This window comes from Methanosalsum zhilinae DSM 4017, from assembly GCF_000217995.1.
GTDB classification, from domain to species: Archaea; Halobacteriota; Methanosarcinia; order Methanosarcinales; family Methanosarcinaceae; genus Methanosalsum; species Methanosalsum zhilinae.
Genome location: NC_015676.1, coordinates 1,083,757 through 1,105,218 on the forward strand (window position 1 = coordinate 1,083,757; position 21,462 = coordinate 1,105,218).

At 37.5% G+C, this 21,462-nt stretch carries 19 protein-coding genes, 1 tRNA gene and 1 pseudogene; 10 read left to right on the top strand and 11 right to left on the bottom strand.

The genetic code is table 11. The features are described from left to right. Positions 1-275 precede the first annotated feature (275 nt). Positions 276-360 (bottom strand) — tRNA-Leu (locus MZHIL_RS05005). 168 nt (positions 361-528) lie between these two features. Here MZHIL_RS05005 and MZHIL_RS05010 point away from each other — a divergent pair. Continuing rightward, positions 529-1,296, top strand: a complete 768-nt coding sequence (locus MZHIL_RS05010; RefSeq protein ID WP_013898283.1) for an MBL fold metallo-hydrolase — start codon at positions 529-531, stop codon at positions 1,294-1,296. Positions 1,297-1,317: 21 nt separating this feature from the next. On the opposite strand, the gene MZHIL_RS05015 is transcribed toward MZHIL_RS05010, so the two are convergent. Continuing rightward, on the bottom strand, positions 1,318-1,710 hold the full coding sequence (locus MZHIL_RS05015; RefSeq protein WP_048815489.1) for a hypothetical protein: 393 nt from the start codon (positions 1,708-1,710) through the stop codon (positions 1,318-1,320). A gap of 263 nt (positions 1,711-1,973) precedes the next feature. Between MZHIL_RS05015 and ppsA the strand changes: the two genes are divergently transcribed. The 3 genes from ppsA to MZHIL_RS05030 all read left to right on the top strand — a co-directional run bounded on the left by ppsA (position 1,974) and on the right by MZHIL_RS05030 (position 6,156). Beyond that, positions 1,974-4,385, top strand: a complete 2,412-nt coding sequence (gene ppsA / locus MZHIL_RS05020; RefSeq protein ID WP_013898285.1) for a phosphoenolpyruvate synthase — start codon at positions 1,974-1,976, stop codon at positions 4,383-4,385. Positions 4,386-4,441: 56 nt separating this feature from the next. Further along, the gene (locus MZHIL_RS05025) at positions 4,442-4,699 is read left to right on the top strand and encodes a hypothetical protein (RefSeq protein WP_013898286.1); all 258 of its coding nucleotides are present in this window, start codon (positions 4,442-4,444) and stop codon (positions 4,697-4,699) included. Between the two features lie 308 nt (positions 4,700-5,007). Further along, on the top strand, positions 5,008-6,156 hold the full coding sequence (locus tag MZHIL_RS05030; protein ID WP_013898287.1) for an MFS transporter: 1,149 nt from the start codon (positions 5,008-5,010) through the stop codon (positions 6,154-6,156). A gap of 129 nt (positions 6,157-6,285) precedes the next feature. Here MZHIL_RS05030 and MZHIL_RS05035 read toward each other — a convergent pair whose 3' ends face one another. Beyond that, positions 6,286-7,737, bottom strand: a complete 1,452-nt coding sequence (locus tag MZHIL_RS05035; RefSeq protein ID WP_013898288.1) for an ATPase domain-containing protein — start codon at positions 7,735-7,737, stop codon at positions 6,286-6,288. 220 nt (positions 7,738-7,957) lie between these two features. Here MZHIL_RS05035 and MZHIL_RS05040 point away from each other — a divergent pair, with 220 nt between their 5' ends. From MZHIL_RS05040 to MZHIL_RS05045, 3 genes are all read left to right on the top strand, one after another. Beyond that, a complete protein-coding gene (locus MZHIL_RS05040) occupies positions 7,958-8,785 on the top strand; it encodes an alkaline phosphatase family protein (RefSeq protein WP_013898289.1) in 828 nt (275 codons plus the stop codon). Between the two features lie 151 nt (positions 8,786-8,936). Beyond that, a complete protein-coding gene (locus tag MZHIL_RS10820; protein WP_013898290.1) occupies positions 8,937-9,071 on the top strand; it encodes a symporter small accessory protein in 135 nt (44 codons plus the stop codon). After that, a complete protein-coding gene (locus tag MZHIL_RS05045; RefSeq protein WP_013898291.1) occupies positions 9,062-10,648 on the top strand; it encodes a sodium:solute symporter family protein in 1,587 nt (528 codons plus the stop codon). The genes MZHIL_RS10820 and MZHIL_RS05045 overlap by 10 nt, the downstream gene beginning before the upstream one ends. A gap of 33 nt (positions 10,649-10,681) precedes the next feature. Here the strand turns inward: MZHIL_RS05045 and MZHIL_RS05050 are convergent, their stop codons facing one another. Both MZHIL_RS05050 and MZHIL_RS05055 read right to left on the bottom strand, forming a co-directional pair. Continuing rightward, positions 10,682-11,509: a molybdopterin synthase gene (locus tag MZHIL_RS05050; protein ID WP_048815490.1), complete on the bottom strand. Its 828-nt coding sequence runs from the start codon at positions 11,507-11,509 to the stop codon at positions 10,682-10,684. 152 nt (positions 11,510-11,661) lie between these two features. Beyond that, entirely contained in the window at positions 11,662-12,486 is an 825-nt protein-coding gene (locus MZHIL_RS05055; protein WP_013898293.1) for an SDH family Clp fold serine proteinase, read from the bottom strand. Between the two features lie 138 nt (positions 12,487-12,624). On the opposite strand from MZHIL_RS05055, the gene radC reads away from it, so the two are divergent. From radC to MZHIL_RS05070, 3 genes are all read left to right on the top strand, one after another. Next, positions 12,625-13,314, top strand: coding sequence for a RadC family protein (gene radC / locus MZHIL_RS05060; protein WP_013898294.1), 690 nt, complete (start codon positions 12,625-12,627; stop codon positions 13,312-13,314). Between the two features lie 180 nt (positions 13,315-13,494). Then, positions 13,495-14,403 (top strand): methanogenesis marker protein 11, encoded by a 909-nt coding sequence (mmp11, locus tag MZHIL_RS05065; RefSeq protein WP_013898295.1) that lies wholly within the window; start codon positions 13,495-13,497, stop codon positions 14,401-14,403. Further along, positions 14,403-15,998 (top strand): thiamine pyrophosphate-dependent enzyme, encoded by a 1,596-nt coding sequence (locus MZHIL_RS05070; RefSeq protein ID WP_013898296.1) that lies wholly within the window; start codon positions 14,403-14,405, stop codon positions 15,996-15,998. Before mmp11 ends, MZHIL_RS05070 begins: the two co-directional genes overlap by 1 nt. Before the next feature lie 22 nt (positions 15,999-16,020). Here MZHIL_RS05070 and MZHIL_RS05075 read toward each other — a convergent pair whose 3' ends face one another. The 6 genes and pseudogenes from MZHIL_RS05075 to fni form a co-directional block, all read right to left on the bottom strand. Next, positions 16,021-16,470: a GIY-YIG nuclease family protein gene (locus MZHIL_RS05075; protein ID WP_013898297.1), complete on the bottom strand. Its 450-nt coding sequence runs from the start codon at positions 16,468-16,470 to the stop codon at positions 16,021-16,023. Beyond that, the gene (locus MZHIL_RS05080) at positions 16,454-17,467 is read right to left on the bottom strand and encodes a methanogenesis marker 12 protein (protein ID WP_013898298.1); all 1,014 of its coding nucleotides are present in this window, start codon (positions 17,465-17,467) and stop codon (positions 16,454-16,456) included. Before MZHIL_RS05080 ends, MZHIL_RS05075 begins: the two co-directional genes overlap by 17 nt. Before the next feature lie 24 nt (positions 17,468-17,491). Next, positions 17,492-17,842 (bottom strand): DUF2103 domain-containing protein, encoded by a 351-nt coding sequence (locus tag MZHIL_RS05085; protein ID WP_013898299.1) that lies wholly within the window; start codon positions 17,840-17,842, stop codon positions 17,492-17,494. Between the two features lie 98 nt (positions 17,843-17,940). Continuing rightward, positions 17,941-18,908 (bottom strand): annotated as a pseudogene (locus MZHIL_RS05090) (polyprenyl synthetase family protein). A 29-nt stretch (positions 18,909-18,937) separates the two neighbouring features. Beyond that, positions 18,938-20,278: an RNase J family beta-CASP ribonuclease gene (locus MZHIL_RS05095; protein WP_013898301.1), complete on the bottom strand. Its 1,341-nt coding sequence runs from the start codon at positions 20,276-20,278 to the stop codon at positions 18,938-18,940. 93 nt (positions 20,279-20,371) lie between these two features. Then, positions 20,372-21,460: a type 2 isopentenyl-diphosphate Delta-isomerase gene (gene fni / locus MZHIL_RS05100; protein ID WP_013898302.1), complete on the bottom strand. Its 1,089-nt coding sequence runs from the start codon at positions 21,458-21,460 to the stop codon at positions 20,372-20,374. Positions 21,461-21,462: the final 2 nt, after the last annotated feature.

Below are 21,462 nucleotides of genomic sequence, written 5' to 3' on the forward strand. Positions count from 1 at the left end.
CTGAATCATTCTTTTGTAAAGTCAAAAATAATGGCTCCGCAGAAATCCTTAATATTCGAACAAAATAGTTAGAGTTACAATAACTCAAAATATATTGTAGGTTAATGGTGTTATTTTTCAATTGTGATTTCCAGTCGATGATTTTGAAAGATTTTCTACAGAATCCGTTTTCATTTTCTTGATTGAAAAGATATTAGTTCTTTTTAAAATATAGACTGATGGAATAAATAACGAGAGTTCCGTTTTCTTGAGATATCTATAACCCTTAAAAATAGTGCGAGGGGTGGGATTTGAACCCACGAAATCCTTCGATACCAGATCTTAAGTCTGGCGCCTTTGACCTGGCTGGGCAACCCTCGCAAGATAATATGATGAGTGGAGATTTGTTGAAAATGATTCTTAAATCATTCTATATTCCAGTAGTTTTTTAGTTGGTCTGAAAGGCACTTGCTCCATATATTCAGAAGCAGGTATTCATTGAACAACCCATAATTAAAGTTAAGTTACTTAAGCCTTATTATAGTGAATATGAAACTTACATTTCTTGGAACTGGTGTGGCAATACCGCAGGCCAACCGTGTGCAATCAGGAATACTTATTGATACCGGAAGGAAACCATTGTTACTTGACTGTGGTAGTGGTGTTCTTAACAGAATTAATGACAGTGGGAATGATCACACATCCATAGAACATGTTGTCCTTACACATTTGCACCTGGACCATGTTTCTGATCTTCTTTGCCTCATAAAAGCAAACTGGCTTTGCGGTAAAACGGATATCAGCCTGTACGGGCCTGCGGGAACAGAGAGCTATCTCAATAAACTGTTAGATGCATATTCTTACATGAAAGATAAAGTTGATATTCAGATAAATGAATTGATACCAGGTAAAAGCTATATTATTGAAGATACAGGATGCACTATTAATTCCGTAAGAGGGATACACAGTGTTCCTTCCCTTTCCTACAGGGTTGACACAGATTCAGGCTCAGTTGTATATACCGGAGACACAGAACCATCTACTTCTATTATGCAACTATCTAATGGAGCTGACTGTCTAATTCATGAATGTTCATTTCCCCCGGGATTTGAGACAACAAACCATACAAATCCAGATATGCTGGCAGAAATGCTTGACAGCAATCCTCCAGGATGCAATGAAATATATCTAACCCATCTCTATCCACATATGCAGGGACATGAAAATGAAAGTCTGGAAATTCTCAGAAAGCACTTTCATGATCGCGTTAAAATAGCAGAAGATCTCATGGAAATCATAATTAAAAAGAAAAAATGAGGGTGTTGAATCAGGAATATTTTATTTTTTTCCAGGAAAAACTTTCAGTCCTCGCAGTTGAAACTTTCGATCTGAATTTTCAAGATCAGGCCTGTAAACTCCTGTAGCTATTACTTCTGAATACGTGTCTCCTTCAGCCACAGATAAATAGCAGGTCACATCACACATATCTCCACTGTATTCCACAGTAACATTTGCACCTATATGCCGGATATCCTTTTCTTTCTTTAGCAAAGCTCTGGCTATCATTTTATTCTTAATTATATTGCGATAAATCTTCTGTGAACAACTTTCAGCATGTTTGTCATCCATTGAATGTGCAACAACTGGATCACTATCATGCTTCCAATCGAATAGGAAATACTGCATACAGATATCCGCTATATTTTTTATCTCTGATTGTTCCAGTATCAAGAAATGTACCCCCGTACCCACAAGAGAAATGATCTGAACATGGATAGTTTGCGATTAATAAAAACTATAATATAATGATAAATATAATTTTGGGAACATAATTCCTTATCTTAGTTACATTGAGAAAAAAAAACGGATTTATATCGCACAAAAACACTCTGAATCCATTTTTTCAGATGATATTTTAAATGTGGAATTCCTTTTACATTATAGAGATTAATAAACGTGATTCTTACTAAAATTATTGTGGTTGGGAGATATCAATGCCTCAAACAAAATATATCAGGTGGCAAAAGGAGATTACCATTGAGGATATTCCTCTGGTAGGGGGAAAGAATGCCTCAATTGGCGAAATGTATCGTGAACTGACTGGTAAAGGAATTAAGATTCCAAATGGATTTGCTGTTACTTCGGATGCATACTGGCATGTACTGGAATCCGGAGATATTCTTGATAAACTAAGAGAAACCCTTGCAGATCTTGATACTTCAGATGTATCAGATCTTGAAAAAAAAGGACAAAAAGCAAGATCTCTGATACTTGATGCAGGAATTCCGGATGATCTTTGGGAAGAGATTAAAGCTGCCTATGATCAGCTATGTGATCAATATGGATCCGATACTGATGTGGCTGTAAGAAGTTCTGCAACAGCTGAAGACCTGCCTACGGCTTCATTTGCAGGCCAGCAGGAATCATATCTGAACATAAAGGGATACCATGCATTAAAAGAAGCATGCAGCAAATGTTTTGCATCCCTTTTCACAGACAGAGCAATATCCTATAGAGTAAACAATGACTTTGATCATTTTGACGTGGCTCTATCGATTGGTGTTATGAAAATGGTACGATCCGATCTTGCATCCGCAGGAGTTATTTTTACACTGGATACAGAAAGCGGATTCAGAGATGTGGTTTTTATTACAGGTGCGTATGGTCTTGGGGAAAATGTGGTTCAGGGCCAGGTCGATCCTGATGAATTCTATGTCTTCAAACCAACATTCAGAGATGGGTACAGACCTATTATCAAGAAAAACCTTGGGAAAAAATCAATAAAAATGGTTTATGGTAAAGGTGAATCTAAAATAGTAACCCGAAATGTGGAAGTACCTGAAACTGATAGACAGGTATTTTGCATTAATGATGAGGAAATCCTGAAACTGGCTGACTATGCAATAGCCATTGAAGATCACTACTCTAACAAGGCTGGAAAAGCACAGCCAATGGATATTGAATGGGCCAAGGATGGAATTACCGGTGATCTGTTCATAGTTCAGGCACGTCCTGAAACCGTACAATCACAGAAAGATATTGATGTACTTGAAAAATACAGCCTTGAAGAAAAATCAGATGTTCTGGCAAAGGGAAGGAGCATAGGGGAAAAAATAAGCTCTGGAAAGGCACATATAATCAAGGATGTGTCAAAATTGTCTTCATTTAAGGAAGGAGAGATTTTACTGGCAGATACAACAACTCCTGACTGGGAACCGGTAATGAAAACAGCGTCTGCTATTGTAACCAACAAGGGCGGGAGAACCTCACACGCAGCTATTGTCAGTCGCGAACTTGGAATTCCTGCAATTGTTGGTACAGGTAATGTTACTGAAAAAGTTCAGAATGGACAGGAGGTCACTGTGAGCTGTGCTCAGGGTGAAACCGGTTATGTTTATGAAGGAAAATTATCTTATAAAGTAGATAAACAGAGCCTGAAAGACATAAAAAAGCCAAAAACAAAGATAATGATGAATATAGCAAATCCTGAAACCGTATTTGGTAATTCCAGAATACCAAATGATGGTGTAGGACTTACCAGGCTTGAATTTATGATCTCAAGTACAATAAAAGTGCATCCAATGGCTCTTGTGTACCCTGAAAAGGTAGAAGATAATGAAACACTGGACATGATTGAAAAACTGACATACGGTTATAGTAGTAAAGAAGATTTTTTTATAGAAAAGCTTGCTGAGGGTGTTGGAACAATAGCAGCTGCCTTTTATCCTAAACCTGTTGTGGTTCGTCTAAGTGATTTTAAGTCTAATGAATATGCTTCACTTATTGGGGGAGAATATTTCGAAGATGTTGAAGAGAGCAATCCAATGCTTGGTTTTAGAGGAGCTTCCCGATACTACAGTGAAAGATACAGAGATGGTTTTGCTCTTGAATGCAAAGCCATGAAACATGCAAGAGATGTAATGGGACTCAAAAACATAGTGCTCATGATTCCTTTCTGCAGAAAGGTAGAGGAAGGGAAAAAAGTTCTCAAAGAGATGGAAAAGCATGGCCTCAAAAAAGGGGAAGACGGACTTGAGATATATGTAATGTGTGAGATTCCAACAAATGTGTTGCTAATTGATGAATTTAGCAAGATATTTGATGGTTTTTCCATCGGTTCAAACGACCTGACACAGCTCACACTTGGTGTTGACAGAGACTCAGAAATCCTTGCTCCAGATTTTGATGAAAGGGATCCCGGTGTCATGAAAATGGTTTCAATGGCTGTACAGGGTGCAAAAAGAAATGACCGGTACAGTGGATTATGTGGAGAAGCTCCCAGCAACTATCCTGAATTTGCAGAATTTCTGGTTGAAGAGGGAATAGAATCTATTTCTCTTAATCCCGATTCTGTATTAAAGATTTTGCTGAAAATTTCAGAAACAGAGGAAAGACTTGGTAGATAATCCATTTATTAACCCCTTCTTTTTTTACCAAAGCTTTAAAATTGAAAAGTGATCATATGCAGAAATCTACCACAATAGAGAAGCATCTAAAAAAAGAATTCAATGAATTTTTCAGTGATCTTGGATCAAAAAGATATTTTGTAGAAGTTAAACCAAGAGGACATGGATTTATAGCTAAAATCTGGGTAGAGGAAGATATTCTAATGCAGATATCTGAAGATCGTGAACTGATCTCAATAATCTCCAAAAAAATTCGTGAAGCTGGAATGGCATATAATACCCGCATTTTCGAAGAGTTAAAACCTCTTTTTTAAAAGTATAAGATTAGCTGTTTATCATAAATAAGCAATAAAATATACACAATATTAGAAGACTTAATCTGGTTCATTGATAATAATGTATAGATGGCTTACTATGCTCTTTTTATACCAGAATATGTCTCTTAATAGATCTTATTTTCATGGCTACAGTAATGAAGATACTTCCCAAAGATATCAATCTATAAAAACAAATCGTGTTCAAAGTAACTTTAGTAAATGTTATTAATATTGTCGTTAATGAAAAGAAGCCATATCTACTGGATTAAAATCTGTACATTAACTTGAATTCAGGAAAGAAGTTCATGAACATTGATAGACTGATCATATACCTTACTATTTTTGTAATAATGGGTCTATCTGATGCAGTAATTCCTGTAATACCGGAACTGGTTTCATTAAGTCAGGCACCATATGGGTCCTTTTCTTCGAGTCTTCTGTTTTCAGGATATTTTTTAGGTGCTCTTCTAACAATGCTGCCTTTTGGAATTCTATCCGATCGATACGGAAATGAAAAATTTATTGCTCTGGGTATATTTTTAACACTGATTTCTGGAATAATATTACTAGTATCAAATAATTTCTGGATACTTGTAGTCGCAAGGTTTCTGGAAGGATCCGCGTGTGGCGCTTTTTTTCCGGCAGCTTATTCTATTCTTTCAGGTTTTGTTCAGAAAAAACGGTATATTGGAGAATTCAATTTTTTATTAAATGCAGGTCTTGCCCTTGGACTTATCATAGCCGGATTCCTTGCTGATATCAACATCAGGGGAGGAATAATGGTTTTTACAGTTATGGCAGCTGTTTTGATGATTATGTCACTGATCCGACTAATTAAGATGCCCTCTTTGACTTCAGGTCAAAAAACTGAAAAATCTGATATTTCATCCGGAATAATTGATAAGGTCAACACAACAGCGACTATTATATTTGACATTAATTTTAGAAAAATATGGTTTATGACTTTTGTCCTGTTTGGGTCTACAGCTGTACTGGTAGCTTTTTATCCAGATTATAGTGCGGACTTTTTAACAAAACCAGAACTTGGAACTGCAATTTCCCTTATATACATATTTGCAATGGTTACTTCTTTTGCTTTTGGAAGATCAATGATGGACCATAAAACTATGATAGTTGTAGGTTTAGGAATTGCATCATTTGGTGCTCTGGTATCCATAAGGCACCCTATGGCCGGATTTGCAATTCTTGGCGCAGGATCCGGTATTGGAATGATTGGGCTTCCAGTAGCAGTATCACACATGAACATTGAAAGAGGACTGGCAATGGGACTATTTAATACCTGCACATACGGAGGACTTGCTCTGATGCCTATTTTTGCGGGTGTGTTCGTAGATGTTTTAAGTTTTGAGATGATATTTGCATTAAATGGAGCATTGCTTATTATTGCTACGCTATATTCTAATAGGAAACTAAAAAGAAAAAATTATATTTAGCTTTTTTAGAGAATTCACAGTCTTGCAATTTCAGATAGTTTTTAGATACATACATTTCTGAATACTTTGCTATTGAGTAAAAAAATTGAGCAAAAAAAACAAATTTGATGAGCATCAATAGATGCAATATCATTTTTTAAACGCTTCTACAAAAGCTTCAGATGGTTTTTTTGAAGGGGTTCCGCTGAATACCCCGCTATACTGAGCAAATGGAAGTTCAACCGAAATACCCTTATCACTTATTTTATACTCCCTTATCTCTTTATCGTGGTCACTTCCACGCATTTTTATAATAGAAACTGCTTTTTTCATTTCAGATTCTATTTCTACATATCTTAAGGATATTATAGTATCCACTACAAAGGAGGTTCCGTGCTTTGTGGCTTCTGTACTGCCAATAATCTCAGATACTTCGCTTGTCAGAATACTTGTGGTATTATGCTCTTTAAGCATATCTACAATCGTGTAGAATGTATCCCGTATCTCTACAGAGGTTTGATTTCTTTCAATGTTGGCAATACCATCGATAACAATCCTTTTTGCTCCGGTATGTTCAATAGTCTCTTTTAACCTGTAGATCATTTCATCAACACTTAGATCAACAGGAACGATGTGTAAAATTGTGATCAATCCTTTTTTGATCATATCCTCCAGGTTAATGCCATAAGAATGTGAATTCTCAATTACTTCATCCGCCCTTTCTTCAAAAGAAAGAAGTATTCCATTTTCTCCTTTCTTTGCACCTTCGGCCAGAAAATGCAATCCCATCAATGACTTTCCTGTTCCTGCACTACCTATTACAAGAGTTGCCCTCCTTTGTAACAACCCTCCTCCAAGCATAGTATCCAATCCGGGAACTCCAGTTGAAACTCTTTCAGGTTCTGATCTTTCATCTGAAATCTCAGATATGCGGAGTTCAGGTTTTAGATGTGGATATATGGTTATGCCACTGTCGTCTATTTTCATAGTATGTTTTCCAGATAAGAAAGAAGTACCACGCATTTTTTTGATTTCAATATTTCTTGAACCATTATCATATTTTAGACATATCATGCTGTCAGCGACTGAGAATTCAGGAAGGGTGTCTCTTTCATTGCAGCTATATTCTCCTACAAGAAAAGTAGTTGTATTCCATGACGAAAGTTTAACAGCCAGTTCAAACATAAAATTCCTGAAATCTGTCTGGGAAGACACCAGGTCATGAATTGCCTTAAAGCTGTCAATTACTAAAAAATCGGGGGAGTGTTCTTCAATAAGCTTGGTGACCGAATCCAGGGCGCCCTTACTACCGTTCTTGCGAATAATCTCTCCAAGGTCTGCGTATATGACATATTCTCCCAGAAAATCTGGATTGAAATAATCAAATTCTCTTTGAAATCGCACAACCTTTACAGATGGTTCAGAAACAGTTGTCAGGTAGATGGATTTTTTTCCCTGAGCAGCATTGTTAAATATCATCTGCTGAACCAAGATAGTCTTACCAGTTCCAGGTTTTCCTGCTATAATATTAATACTGTATTCCGGAATCCCGCCGTTCAGGATCATATCCAGATTAGGGATTTTGGTCTGTATTCTTTCCATTTTTCAGATTCACCACAGTAACGCTGGCACAACCTAATTAAAACGCAAATATAAAATAAATTTTCCCTTAAATTAGGCCCCTATAGCTAATTAAATTTACGCTATCATAATTATGAGCACTGACCACTTATAGGTTTCTATTTTATCATAAATAATGCTGCTTTAAGTTATATGATAATAGCGTCACATATTCTTATATCAGCCATCATAATATCTATTGATGAATTGCCCAGACACAGATAATGAATGTATTCAGGTAGATATCGCTCCAACGATTTCAAAGATCTTACATATTCCAATGATAGCCCCTTCTGGAAAACCAATCCAGAAAATATTGGACTATACCGGAAAAAAAAAATGTAGAAAAATTGTTTTAATAATAGTTGACAGCCTGGGATTTTCACTCTACAAAAGACTGGAAAAACATATGCCTGCAATTAAAAAAATTGCAGATACAGGTCTTCTTATCAAATGTCGTTCAGTAGCAGACAAGACCACTCCTGCCATAGCATCAATATTTAGTGGTTATTATCCAGAAGAACACATGATTCAAAAAACAGAAGACCTGTATTATGAGAGAGTGAAAAATAAAGACAATCCAAAAATAAAATCTATTCTTGAGTGGGCCCATGAAGCCGGTCTACGGTCATCAATTGCAATTGAATCAGAAGGTGCTGCAGCTTTGAGTGGTAGAATTGATACGTCCTCGGGGGTTAGAGATGTGAGTGATATAGTAGAATATGACAGAAAAATAACAGAGGCGGTATTTAAATCACTGAAAAATCAGCCACATCTTATGGCCATACATTTAAGAACAATTGATCGAATTGCCCATACTGAAGACAAATGGAAATCTATCATTGGTGCTGCATCCTGCATAAATAAAAATATTGATATGATTATCAATGAAATGGAACCGTGCACTCTGGTGATTGTATGTGGTGATCATCCAATACACTCATCTCAAAAGTGGCTAAAAATGGCATCTGACGAGGAAATCAACAATTATGATAACAAATATGTAGCACTGATTGCAGGTTGTATATAATTGATTTTTTGAATACTAAATATCAATGTTTTCCTTACATTACTTTAACCTAAGGGTTAAACTTATTAGCTAAAATATCTATTTTAATTTTAAATGTGTATCATGCCTGTATAATTACTAATTTCAAATTAATTCTGGAGAAGAGAATAAAATGCTTGGGATTGATGATCCTCAAATATGGATTGCTTACATTCTCTGTTTTATAAGTGCTATCGGCTGTATGATATACGGTGGCCTGAAATGGAATAGAGGAGATGAAGAAGAGGTCGCCGAAAAATGCCAGTAAATACTGCCATACTGGGTATTGTTGTTCTAATTTACCTGATGGTAATATTCTATCTCGGCTGGCTTGGCTACAAGCGTACCTGTAAAGACGATGACTACATGGTTGCAGGTAGAAAAATACACCCTTTTATTCTCGCCCTTTCCTATGGCGCAACCTTTATCAGTACTGCTGCAATTATTGGATTTGGGGGAGCGGCAGGCTCACTTGGTATGGGATTACTATGGCTGGTCTTCATGAATATTTTTGTGGGAATTTTTATTGCCTTTGCACTTTTTGGACCAAAAACAAGAAGAATTGGACTAAATCTGAATGCAGTCACTTTTCCTGAACTTCTAGGAAAAAGGTTCGAATCCAGGTTCATTCAGGGATTTTCAGGTGCACTGATAGGAGTTTTCATGCCGCTTTATGCAGGTATTGTGCTGATCGGGGCAGCACGGTTTATTGAGACCGCGCTTGGTGTCCATTATGACATAGCTGTTTTGATCTTTACCATTATTGTTGCTGCCTATGTGATTACAGGTGGCCTTATTGCAGTAATGTACACTGATGCATTACAGGGTTTTTTGATGTTTATTGGAATGGGCATACTGCTAGTATTCACATACAGAATACTGGGTGGTATCAGCCAGGCACATCAGTCACTTACTGAACTGGGACACCTTGTGCCTCAGGCACTGGTTCAGGGAGGGCACCAGGGATGGACCATGATGCCGGAACTCGGATCCCCAATATGGTGGACAATGGTATCAACCCTTATACTTGGTGTGGGAATTGGTGTACTTGCCCAACCTCAGCTGGCAGTGAGATTCATGACAGTGGAAAGTGATAAATCGTTCAACAGGGCAATATTTGTGGGAGGGCCTTTTATCCTGATGATGACAGGCGTGGCTTTCATAGTTGGCTCTCTATCAAACGTATATTTCTTTGAGAATTTTGGCCAGATAGCACTTGAGATTGCTGGAGGAAATACCGACCTAATCATTCCTGCATACATTAATAATGCAATGCCTGATGCATTTGTGATATTGTTCATGCTGGTGTTGCTGGCGGCATCCATGTCAACTCTCAGTTCACAGTATCACACCATGGGCACTTCAATAGGCCATGATTTTTATCGAAGTTATCTTCTAAACGGCAAAGCCGGACGAACAGTAAATATTACCCGTCTTGGTATTGCTGTCACCATTCTGATCAGTGTCGTCTTCGCCTATATTCTTCCGATCAGTATCATTGCACGTGCAACCGCAATTTTCTTTGGACTTTGTGCAGCTGCATTCCTGCCTATATATGCCGGTGCCCTTTTCTGGAAAAGAATGACAAGGGAAGGTGCAATTGCAGGTCTGATCGTAGGCACGGTCTCAAGTCTGTTCTGGCTGACCTTTGTACATGCTGCAAATGCAGTTCCACTGGGAATATCAGAATTTATATTCTCAACTGAAACAATTATTACAGGTACCTGGACTCTTGTAGATCCAATACTGATTGCAACACCGCTTGCAGCAATTGCAGCAGTTGTAGTAAGTCTTGCTACAGAGCCTCCGTCAGATGAACATCTGGAATGGTGTTATGGGAAATAAAATTAAAAAATAAGAAAATGGGTGTTTTCAAAATCACTTATCATGGACCCAGTATTCACCATCAAAGGTAAATTCTTTTTTCCAGACCGGAACTTCTGCTTTTAACCGTTCAATTGCTTCACTTAGTGCAGGAAAAAGCTGGTGTCTATGAGATGCTGCAATTACAATATATACAATATCCTGTCCAGGTTTGATCATTCCGGATTTATGATGAATAAGTACTTCATTTATGCCTTCTTTTTGTTTCAAACTTTTACAGATATCCTGGATTTTTTGTTCAGCAACATCTTCATATTTCTCGAATACAAGCATTCTCGTCTTCAAATTGCCGGTCTGCTCTCTCACTATACCTGTAAAAGTGCCTATAGCACCGCATTCTTTAATATCAGGGTTTAATTTGGCTTTTTTGATCAGAGATCCTAACGTTTCCCAATCAGGAAGAGATAAAATAATTTCGACCAGGTACTCGATTTCCTGTTCTTCATGGAGAGATATTTTTGCTACAATGTTTGTAAGATCACATAAACCTGAACCATTTTCTATTATGATCTTTGGAAGATCTGTTTCCTTTCCCCCTTCCACTATGGCAAAATCAATCCCATTATCTGCCAGAGTATTAAGTGAATCTTCTATAGAAGAACTTTTACTATAAGTTATGACTCCACTATTTACAATACCTGAAACTATTTCTGCTCCTGCAGCAAAATGTTTCCCTGTATCTGTGTCCGGATCGATGAACTCATGCGATCTCATGTGCTTAATTGTGCCAACAGAACCTTTTTTTACCAGCTTTCTGATGATCTTTGTCACAATATCAGTCTTACCTGTATTTTTATATCCGACAACGGAAACAACTTTCATAAAATAACACCCGTCCTTTGGCATGGAAATTAATTTTAAATATACTTTTATCCTAATATAAAATCTAACACATCACATATGTATAATAACTTTGTTTGCTTATCACCGGTTTCGTTCTTTTTTCTTAAATATCATAAGTTAAAAAGCTATTATTAAAGATATTCCACACTTGCCTTAACATATCTAAAGTAATTCATGAACTCATAGACTTCCCCTGGAATCTCTGTTTTTACTGGAAGTCCAAGTTCAATGGCTTCTGATGGCTTAATAGGCGTTATGTGAATAAGTTCTCCACTAAAGAGTTTATCAGCAACAACTTTTAATTTCTTTTGATCTTCAAATCTATCAGAAAGTAATTCATGAACAACAGCACCTGTTAGATTCATGGCTTTTTGTGAAATGTCACTCATAATAATAGTTGAATCTTCCGCATTTACTCCTTTTTTGTTTGCTGCATATATCCAGGAAGGTGCAGGATAAGTTCCACGTATGAAATCCCCAATCTGAGGGTCTATTGGTCCAATAACTGCATGTGGATCCATTAAAATTTCATCTGCTGCCAGAGCAATAATAGTTCCGCCTGACATAGAATAATACGGAATAATTACACGTGTAGGTTCTGAATGGTTTTTGAGGGCACGAGCTATCTGAATACTGGAATGCATCTGTCCTCCTGGAGTATGAATTATAAGATCAATGGGACGCTTTCCGGTCTCTCTTATACCTTTTATTATCTGTTCAGCATCATCTGAATCAATGTACTGATAAATTGGGACACCAAATAACGACAATGCTTCCTTTCGATGAACCATCGTTAACACTTTCGTTCCCTGACTCTTTTCAAGTTTCTTTATCACCCGAAGTCTGCGGGCCTTTATGCCTCTCAGCTGTAGTTGAGGGTAAATCAATAAATATGCTACAAATATGATCATCAGAACAGTAAGTACATTCCAGATGCTAATATCTTCAAATACCACAGATATGTTCTCCTTTTTTGAGCACAAAAATATAATTTTTGATGCACATTTCTATATTATAATTATCAGCTTTATTTAAATGCTTAATCGATAAACATTAGAAAATTTTATTAACTATTTACTTTATTAAAAGATATAATGAGTGGATATAATATTAAGATTAAAGAAATGCCTGATGATGAAAGACCAAGGGAGAGATTATTAAAACGTGGTCCTTCTGCACTTTCAAATGCAGAATTACTTGCTGTTATTCTTCGCACAGGAACGAAAAATGAAAACGTGGTAAGCATATGTAAAAGAATTCTGTCATCCTACAATCTAAAACAGCTTAGTCTGGCAGATATGTCTGAACTGATTCAGATACATGGTGTGGGATACGCAAAAGCTGCACAAATAATTGCTGTTTTTGAACTTGCAAGGAACCTGGAGACTTTCATAGATAATCCAAAAACTAAAATTCAATCCCCATTAGACGTTTATTCACTATTTTATCCCAAAATGCGTGAAAAGAAAAAAGAAGAGATGTATGCCCTTTATCTTGACACAAAAAATCAGATATTGAAAGAAGACATAATTTCCATAGGAAGCTTAAATGCCAGCATAGTTCATCCAAGAGAAATATTTAAGCCTGCACTTCTTGAATCCTCTGCTTCGGTAATCATCACACACAATCATCCATCGGGGGATCCGTCTCCAAGCAGGGAGGATGTATCCATTACAAAAAAGCTGGTAGATGGTGGAAACTTGCTCGGGATTGAACTTCTTGACCATATAATTATAGGTGATGGAAGATATGTAAGTCTAAAGGACGAGGGAATTATTTCATAAAAAGCGAAAGCTTTATAATGAGATACTTCAACGATTATGGAAACTTATGGGTCGTTCTTTGTAGAAAGCCGTTTCAATAATTACATCAATGTAAGTTCAATGATCCCATACAGAATATCCATAGAAAATCCATCTTTATCGATGTAATGACAATCAACTTACAGAGAGGCAAATAGAACAATGAGAGAACTCGAGCTGGACCATCCCTATACAGTACCATACAAAAGGATCTGCGCTGTCTGTGATCCTTATAATGAGGTGGCAGAGATTATAGAATATACCAATTGTTATGGCGGTGCAGCATGGGCAAAGTACCATTATTCTCATTCTCCCCTGATATTGGACATCCGTGTTATTGGGAATACGATTCGATACCTGGTAAAAGCCGGATATTCAAACCTTGAACTGAAACCTTCAACATCAGCTGCAGGTATAGAGTCGGTAATTATCAATGGTGATCATGTTTCTATAACATATGCAGGTCTTGGTGGAGGAGGTGTTGGAGCAACTATGTGTAGAGCCTGTGCAGAAGGAGTTATATCCTATGATGTGACCGAATCTGGAGGAAGCCGTTCAGCTAAAGGCACTATCTCAGTTCCCAGAATGGAAAGGGTTATTATCGGAATAGATGATACCGATACAAAATACGAAGGAGCTACATGGACCCTTTGCCACAATATTGCAAACTCACTGGATTCCGCAGATAAGACATATCTTTCTCAGGCACTTGTCCAATTATTTCCAGTCCCGGAAAAAACACAAAATTGTGTATCTACTGTGATCGAATTTGGATGTACTAATAATAATGCTAAAGAAACATTATTGCAAGAATTCAAAAAAGCCCTTTTGAAATATAGTGTATCAAATGAAACTGGAATGGTGGCTATCACCTCGTTTGATCCGGTAGATACATATGAATACAGTAAAATATGTCGAAGTCAGAAGGTAACCAGGGATTTTGCACTCGAGTATGCTAAGCAGAATAATATTGAAGTATTACTTGATGGTAATGGAGTGATAGGAGCATTAGCTGCCCTTGCATGGGTTGCAAGACCAGATGAATCCATAATAATGGAAGCTGAAATCTGATGAAAAAAAACATTCCAGGAAAATTTGATGTATCTGATAATAATATCTCAGATAAGAAAATATCAGGAATAGAGTCTATAATATCCGCATCAGTTGATAGTAATGTGGAGTTCGTTGTTGGAGTTCCCGGCTTTCCTATCACAGAGCTCATGAATTCTTTTCTGGATAGAACAAATATTGATTCAAAATGGATGACAAATGAAAAATCAGCTCTTGAAACTGCACTTGGTGCATCCGTTTCTGGAAGGCGCTCTATTGTTCTTATCAAACATGTAGGAATGAATGTTCTTTGCGACCCCCTTATAACATCCGTTACACATACTATAGGTTCGGGATTGGTAATCATTGCAGGAGATGATCCTGGTGTAATTGCATCACAGAACGAACAGGATTCCAGATGGTATGGGCCAATTGCAGAAACTGCTGTTTTTGACCCATCTACTCCACAGGATGCATATGATGCAACTATTAAAGGATTTGAAATCTCTGAGGATACATCGATTCCAGTAATAATCAGAATAACTCATCGCCTGGAAAAAAGCCAGGAAATTGTCTCAAGGTCCAGCAAAATATTTCATGATTCATCAATGCAAAAGAAGCAGTTTGATCGTTCAATATGGGATCTGACCATGCGCGGCAAACACCAGAGACTGCATGTAAAAACATATCCATTACTGGTATTTGAGTCTGAGAATTCATATCTCAATAGATGTAATATGAGGGGAAAAGATATAGGAATAATTTCATCAGGTTATCCCTCTTTAATAACTGAAAATGTTATCAATTCCTCAAAATTCAATTCTTCTATATCTCATCTCATACTTAATATGGTTCATCCTTTACCCTTTGAGATACTATCCAGTTTCAGTAAAAATCACAAATATACCTTAATAATAGAAGAAACAGAACCTTTTATCGAGTCACATCTTCACATACTGGATAATGTACTTGGCAAGATGAGCGGACATGTTCCCTACGGACGTATAGACAGAGAACACATAGAATTTGCTATTGATCACATATCTGAAACCAGGATAGACAAATACAATGAATGTGTAGAAACAATTGCAAAAAGAGGTCCACGTCTATTGTGTGATGAATGTCCGTATCTTCCCCTCTATCACCTTCTCAAAAAGCTTAAGGTTAAACATAATGTGAATATTGCGGGTGATCTTGGATGTTCAATACGTAGTGCATCTTCTCCTCTTGAGGCTGTAGATACAGGATTTTCTCTGGGGTCTGCAATATCTGTTGCATGCGGATTTGATAGAAAAGGAATTGCTGTCATTGGAGATTTTGGGCTGGCTCATTCGGGAATAACCGGCCTTATAAATGCCCTGTACAGTAATTCTGATGTATGTGTAATAATTTTAAAAAATGAAGTTGCAGCAATGACCGGAGGACAATGTGCTCCTGATCTCACGGATCTTTTGAAGTCAATGGTATCGGATTTTTCTATAATAAACATGAGCAATTATGATAGGACTTCACACCAGGGTTCATTATCGGCTATAATCAAAAATAAGCTCAGAAAAAAAGGAGTTTCAGTTTTGGTGCTCACAGGTAAATGTAGAAAATTCATGCAACTGGATTAATTTCAATATCCAGCAGAATCCTTCATTCAGGGCTGAAGCCAACCTCATTAAATTGATATTTCGTTAAATCAAGGTGATGCAGCAGGTTTTTTATATCGAAGCAGGGATTTTCAGCACTGAAAAACAGGTGAGAATCACATATGCAATCTGTACATCCAAATCCTTTAATTGATTTTTGATCCATGTTTTCTGCAAGAAGACATTCTATTCTTTTATTTGTAAAAATACATACTGCGAAAATTAAGTTAAAATGAGGATTCAATAAAAGATAATCAATATGCCATTTTGAACTGCGATCTTTCTTTTCATGAAGATTTATATGGCGAATAACTCTTTTGAGTCCACCGTTTCCCAGAGCAGATCCCACATATACATGATAGCCTTTACTGAATTTAATGGATCCAAGAGATCCTACATCTATAGTACACTCTTTATTCTGAAATATAAGAAAATAACTACCTTTTTCTCTCATCTGGAAAATGCTCCATTTCTGCAGAATCAAAATTAACATTGATACCCAGTATTTTTCTGGAACCGTATGCAATATCGCGTGCAATTTCAGCACAACCGACTGCCGCACTCCATTTACCCAGTATTTGAGATTTAAGTCCCAGAGTTCCATTTATTTTATCTACAACATATTCAATGTCGCCTACTGAACCTGCCAGAAAAACCTCACCCTGCAAATCATAATCCTTTAAAAGAAGCTGAAGGCTGTTAATTTCCATTGCAGCAAAAAGAGCAATTGTATCCAGAGCCAGAATTGCATCTTTTTCATTCCTGGAAAAGGCATTCAAAAGTTCCTTGAGATTGGAATAAGGTGTGCGCTTCAGTACCCCACCTTTTGTAAAAGCATCATTTGCAGTATATAGCCCCTCATCAACATCCCGAATGGCCTGTACATCTAGGGGTCCATGATGCACTCCTGGTGCAAATATACATGCATCGATCGCGCCTTTGATCTCTCCGTTTGCAACAGCAAGTGTAACTGTATTTGAACTTATATCAGATACAACATAATTATTGTATCCCATGCATTTTGCATGATATGCAATTCCAATTTTTTCAGGACTTGTAGAATGAGAAAATATGTTCAATCTTGGATCTGTACCGCTTTTAGAATGAATTCCCGGGATAACAACTGAAGGAATATCCGACTTTTTAACAGCATCAAAAACAAGCTCTCCGGCCCCAATTCGATTACCTACCCCTCGATTGCTTTTTATGCCTCTGTTTTTCAGGTGCTTAATATCCTCAATTGAAATGATCCCATCTCCCATAGAATACGTAAGGGCGATGAGCTTTATTTTGTTCATATCAACATTTAAATTGAGACCAATATGTTCAATTAACTCAGATTCGGGGATAGATATAAGTTTGCTTCGTGCAATCTCAAATTTATTTATAGTTCCATCTAACAGAGATGCAAATCTGATAGCTGTGGTTCCATGGTCAATTCCTAGAAACATTGTCAATCATTACCTTGCAATAACTCATTCATTAAACAGAATTGAATTCAGTTCTTTTCTGATTCTCTCGCCCTCCATCACATTACCAACAGTTGTTATGATACGTAATTCCTGAGCTGTTGTTCCCTGTGATAAAAGAGCCCTAAGGTTACCTCTATTGTCAGATCGAAGTATTTTGATATTCAAAAGGCCACCTGATGCACCTTTACCTTTAACCTTGATAACCGAAGGTATGATTTTTTTTATTTCGGGATGCTGGCTAATTATTCCCAGTAACTTTTTTCCCTGTCGTTCACCTATTATAGTTGTATGTGAACCACCGAGCTTGCATTTAAGGAGGTCTCTGTTATTCGGACTAAATATATCATCTGACATTTGAAGATTGATTTTTTTGAATGTATAAAACTATAATGATTTAAATTTACGATTGAAGCCAGAATCCGCCAGTGAAATAACATACTGGTTTATTTCCCTTAATACTTTCTTTCAATCATATAATCTGCAATTTCAAGCAGAGTTGCTTTCGAATCGGAATCTGGAAGTACTTTTAGTTTCTCTTTTCCTTCCTGTATATAGGAAAATGCAAGTTCCTGAGCATAATCAATAGACCCTGATTCTTCGAGTACTTTAACAGCTTCCTCGATTTCACTTTTTTCAGCACTACCTTTACCAAAAATTTTCAAATCAACACCGTTGTTGATTGCATGCAGTGCGATCAATGTTTTTTTCCTTCCATTAGATCGCTGCCTCGCACTTTACCTAATACATCTTCTGGAGTTATCAGGTCCAGAACATCATCATAAATCTGGAAACCTACTCCAATAAGCCTACCAAAGTCATATAAAGAATTAGCAACTTCATCAGAAGCTCCTCCAAGAATTGCTCCTGACTTAGCTGCAGCTGCATAGAGGACCGATGTTTTTTTCTCCACCATTTCTAGATATTCTTCTTTGGTGACATCATCACGATGCTCAAATTCGATATCCATCCACTGGCCTTCACATATCTGGGTGCATGTCTGGGACAGGAGTTCTATACATTTATTCAACCGAGCCGGATCATTATCCATGCCTGCCAGAATTTCAAACGCTTTTGAATAAAGTGTATCTCCTGCCAGAATAGCACCTGCTAGTCCCCATTTTACATGTACAGCTTCCATTCCTCTCCGGAATGAATCCTCATCCATGATATCATCATGAATAAGTGTAAAGTTATGCACCAGTTCAACAGAAACTGCAGCAGGAAGCACATCATTAAGATTAGAACCCACTGCCTGGGCTGCAAGAACAAGTGTGGCCGGACGCAGGCGTTTACCGCCTGCATCAGGAAGATATCTTGAAGCCTTATACAACTCATCAGGATAAGCTATAGGAAGCATTTCTGAAATTGCTTTATCTACATGGGTAGTTATGCTCTGTAATTGCTCAATGACATCTGACATAATTGATCACAATATCCTCTATGCACTTATTATTCGATATATAGTTCTTCTCCATTTCTCAACAGGTGCACAGTATCTCCCATTACGTAGCCAGCGTCTTCTGCCATTTCAATGTAAGAACTGTGCATATTTATATGGCCATGGGCAGGGATTACATGTTCAGGGTTTACCATCCTTAACAGTTCCCAGTGATCTTCACGGTATGCATGCCCAGATACATGAACATCTGTATAAAGTCTTGCACCCTGCATTTTAAGTTTGGTCTCAACTGCGTACCTGTTTGCCTGAGTCATTGGACTGGGAATTATGTTAGCAGAAAAAATAACACGGTCTCCAGATTCAATCTTATAGGGTGTTTCACCATTTGCAACTCTTGTAAGTATTGCTCCGGGTTCACCCTGGTGACCAGTAACTATTGGAAGATATTTTTCCTTTCCTTCCTTCATTATTTTCTTGAATGCATTATCAATTTCTTTTCTTGATCCGTATATTTCTGCGTTTGGTGGGAGTTCTATATATCCCATATCAGCTGCAGTACTTACATATCGATCCATGGAACGCCCAAGTAGTATAGGAATACGATCCATTTCTCCTGCAAATTGAATTATTGAATTCATTCTGGCTATATGTGAAGCAAAAGTTGTGACAATCATTCCAACATCCGGCTCTTCAGTTCCAAGCAAAACATCGCGTAGCATATCATGTGCAACCTGCTCAGATGGTGTTTTCCCCGAAATCCCAGAATTGGTGCTTTCCGTGATCAATGCTACAACACCTTCTTTTCCAAGAGAACGAAGGCGTGCAAAGTCTGGCGGTTCTCCAAGAGTGGGCATCCTGTCCAGCTTAAAATCACAACCATATAGAACAGCGCCTACAGGAGTATGTATTGCTATAAACACGCAGTCAATAATACTGTGTTGCATTCGGATAAACTCTATAGAAATATCCTCTGTGACCTGATATATTCCTCCAGCATCAAGAGAAATGATCTTGTTCTTTACGCCAAACTTTCGCTCAGAGTCTATCTGGTGCCCTATCAAGGCTGATGTATAAGGAGTACTGATAATGGGTGCAGAATACCTGTGTGCCAGTTTTGAGATTGCACCAATATGATCAAGATGTCCGTGAGTACAGGCAATTGCACGCACAGTTCCATTGATCTGTTTCATTATTGTATCATCAGGTATAGCTCCCATTTCTATCAGTTCAAGAGAATGCATTTTATCGATTTCTATATCCTCATGAATCTGTACCCTATCAAGTCTGAGACCCATATCAAGAATGATTATATCTTCATCAATTCTGACAGCAGTCATATTACGGCCCATTTCATTATAGCCACCAACTGCAATTATTCCTATTTCTGTCATAATAATCCTCCAATTTTTATTTAAATCAAAATCTGGCAATGCTTTATTAGCAATGTCGGATTTCCTCAAATCTTAACAATATGATTCTTAATTTTATACAATATTAGCTCTTAATGCAAAATCAGAGAGATCAAAACCTCTCTGCTTAAGGTATTGTTCGGTCCAGCCAGTGATGACCATAGGTGATCTTTTAAGCTGCTCTATATCTCTGCATCCTGCAAGAAACATCGCCACCTTTAATTCATCAATTATCGATGTTAGTTTTCTAGTAACTTCTTCAGGACCATTAAATGCAGGTTCGACAAAGGGAAGTGCTGAGCTTGCTACGCTGGCACCCAATGATATGGATTTTGCAACATCCAGGCCGGTTCTGATACCGCCTGTGGCGATTACCGGAAGTGACACATTACATTCTACAATACTGGATGCAGTTGGAATCCCAAAATCCCAGAACAATTCTCCCATATTTTTAGCTGACGTCTCTTTTCTGTCATCTGCACGATAAACTTCTACACCTGCCCAGCTTGTCCCACCAACTCCTCCCACATCAATGGAAGAAACGCCTGCTTTTTTGAGGAGTAACGCATCCTCATGAGAAATGCCTGAACCAGTCTCTTTAACAATGATAGGTATATTTAGAGAACATATCTCTGATATAGCATCAAGAACTCCTGATGCATCAATATCTCCTTCTGGCTGAATAGCTTCCTGCAGAAAGTTTAAATGGATAGCAAAAGCATCTGCATCGATCATTTCTACCATTTTTTCAATGCCTTGAATACCATATTCTTTTATCTGAGCGGCACCGATGTTTCCATATACAAAAGCATTTGGCGCCTTCTCACGAACTACACTGAACGAATATTCCTGTTCAGGATCTTCAATAGCTGCTCTCTGACTTCCAACGCCTATTCCAATTCCAGTTTCCTCGACAGCTTCTGCAAGAGCTGAATTAATAGCAATAGTATCAGGATGTCCCCCTGTAATAGAAGCAATCATAAAAGGTGCATTTAATCGTTTTCCAAGAAAATCTGTAGATAGATCAATATCATCAATGCTCATTTCAGGAAGTGCACGATGTACCAATATAACATCATCAAATCCAGATGTAGCTTTCTTTGATTCTACCGGCCGATTTGCACAGAATTTAAGGTGTTCTATTTTTCTCTGGGATGTACTCATTA

What these genes read in the sequence shown, in the direction of transcription:
- MZHIL_RS05045 (WP_013898291.1), top strand. Translation starts at nt 9,062, where the DNA reads ATGCCAGTAAATACTGCCATACTGGGTATTGTTGTTCTAATTTACCTG.
- MZHIL_RS05010 (WP_013898283.1), top strand. Translation starts at nt 529, where the DNA reads ATGAAACTTACATTTCTTGGAACTGGTGTGGCAATACCGCAGGCCAAC.
- MZHIL_RS05085 (WP_013898299.1), bottom strand. Translation starts at nt 17,842, where the DNA reads ATGTCAGATGATATATTTAGTCCGAATAACAGAGACCTCCTTAAATGC.
- MZHIL_RS05025 (WP_013898286.1), top strand. Translation starts at nt 4,442, where the DNA reads ATGCAGAAATCTACCACAATAGAGAAGCATCTAAAAAAAGAATTCAAT.
- mmp11 (WP_013898295.1), top strand. Translation starts at nt 13,495, where the DNA reads ATGAGAGAACTCGAGCTGGACCATCCCTATACAGTACCATACAAAAGG.
- MZHIL_RS05050 (WP_048815490.1), bottom strand. Translation starts at nt 11,509, where the DNA reads ATGAAAGTTGTTTCCGTTGTCGGATATAAAAATACAGGTAAGACTGAT.
- MZHIL_RS05040 (WP_013898289.1), top strand. Translation starts at nt 7,958, where the DNA reads ATGAATTGCCCAGACACAGATAATGAATGTATTCAGGTAGATATCGCT.
- MZHIL_RS05080 (WP_013898298.1), bottom strand. Translation starts at nt 17,467, where the DNA reads ATGTTTCTAGGAATTGACCATGGAACCACAGCTATCAGATTTGCATCT.
- radC (WP_013898294.1), top strand. Translation starts at nt 12,625, where the DNA reads ATGAGTGGATATAATATTAAGATTAAAGAAATGCCTGATGATGAAAGA.
- MZHIL_RS05070 (WP_013898296.1), top strand. Translation starts at nt 14,403, where the DNA reads ATGAAAAAAAACATTCCAGGAAAATTTGATGTATCTGATAATAATATC.
- MZHIL_RS05035 (WP_013898288.1), bottom strand. Translation starts at nt 7,737, where the DNA reads ATGGAAAGAATACAGACCAAAATCCCTAATCTGGATATGATCCTGAAC.
- MZHIL_RS05030 (WP_013898287.1), top strand. Translation starts at nt 5,008, where the DNA reads ATGAACATTGATAGACTGATCATATACCTTACTATTTTTGTAATAATG.
- MZHIL_RS05075 (WP_013898297.1), bottom strand. Translation starts at nt 16,470, where the DNA reads ATGAGAGAAAAAGGTAGTTATTTTCTTATATTTCAGAATAAAGAGTGT.
- fni (WP_013898302.1), bottom strand. Translation starts at nt 21,460, where the DNA reads ATGAGTACATCCCAGAGAAAAATAGAACACCTTAAATTCTGTGCAAAT.
- MZHIL_RS05095 (WP_013898301.1), bottom strand. Translation starts at nt 20,278, where the DNA reads ATGACAGAAATAGGAATAATTGCAGTTGGTGGCTATAATGAAATGGGC.
- ppsA (WP_013898285.1), top strand. Translation starts at nt 1,974, where the DNA reads ATGCCTCAAACAAAATATATCAGGTGGCAAAAGGAGATTACCATTGAG.
- MZHIL_RS10820 (WP_013898290.1), top strand. Translation starts at nt 8,937, where the DNA reads ATGCTTGGGATTGATGATCCTCAAATATGGATTGCTTACATTCTCTGT.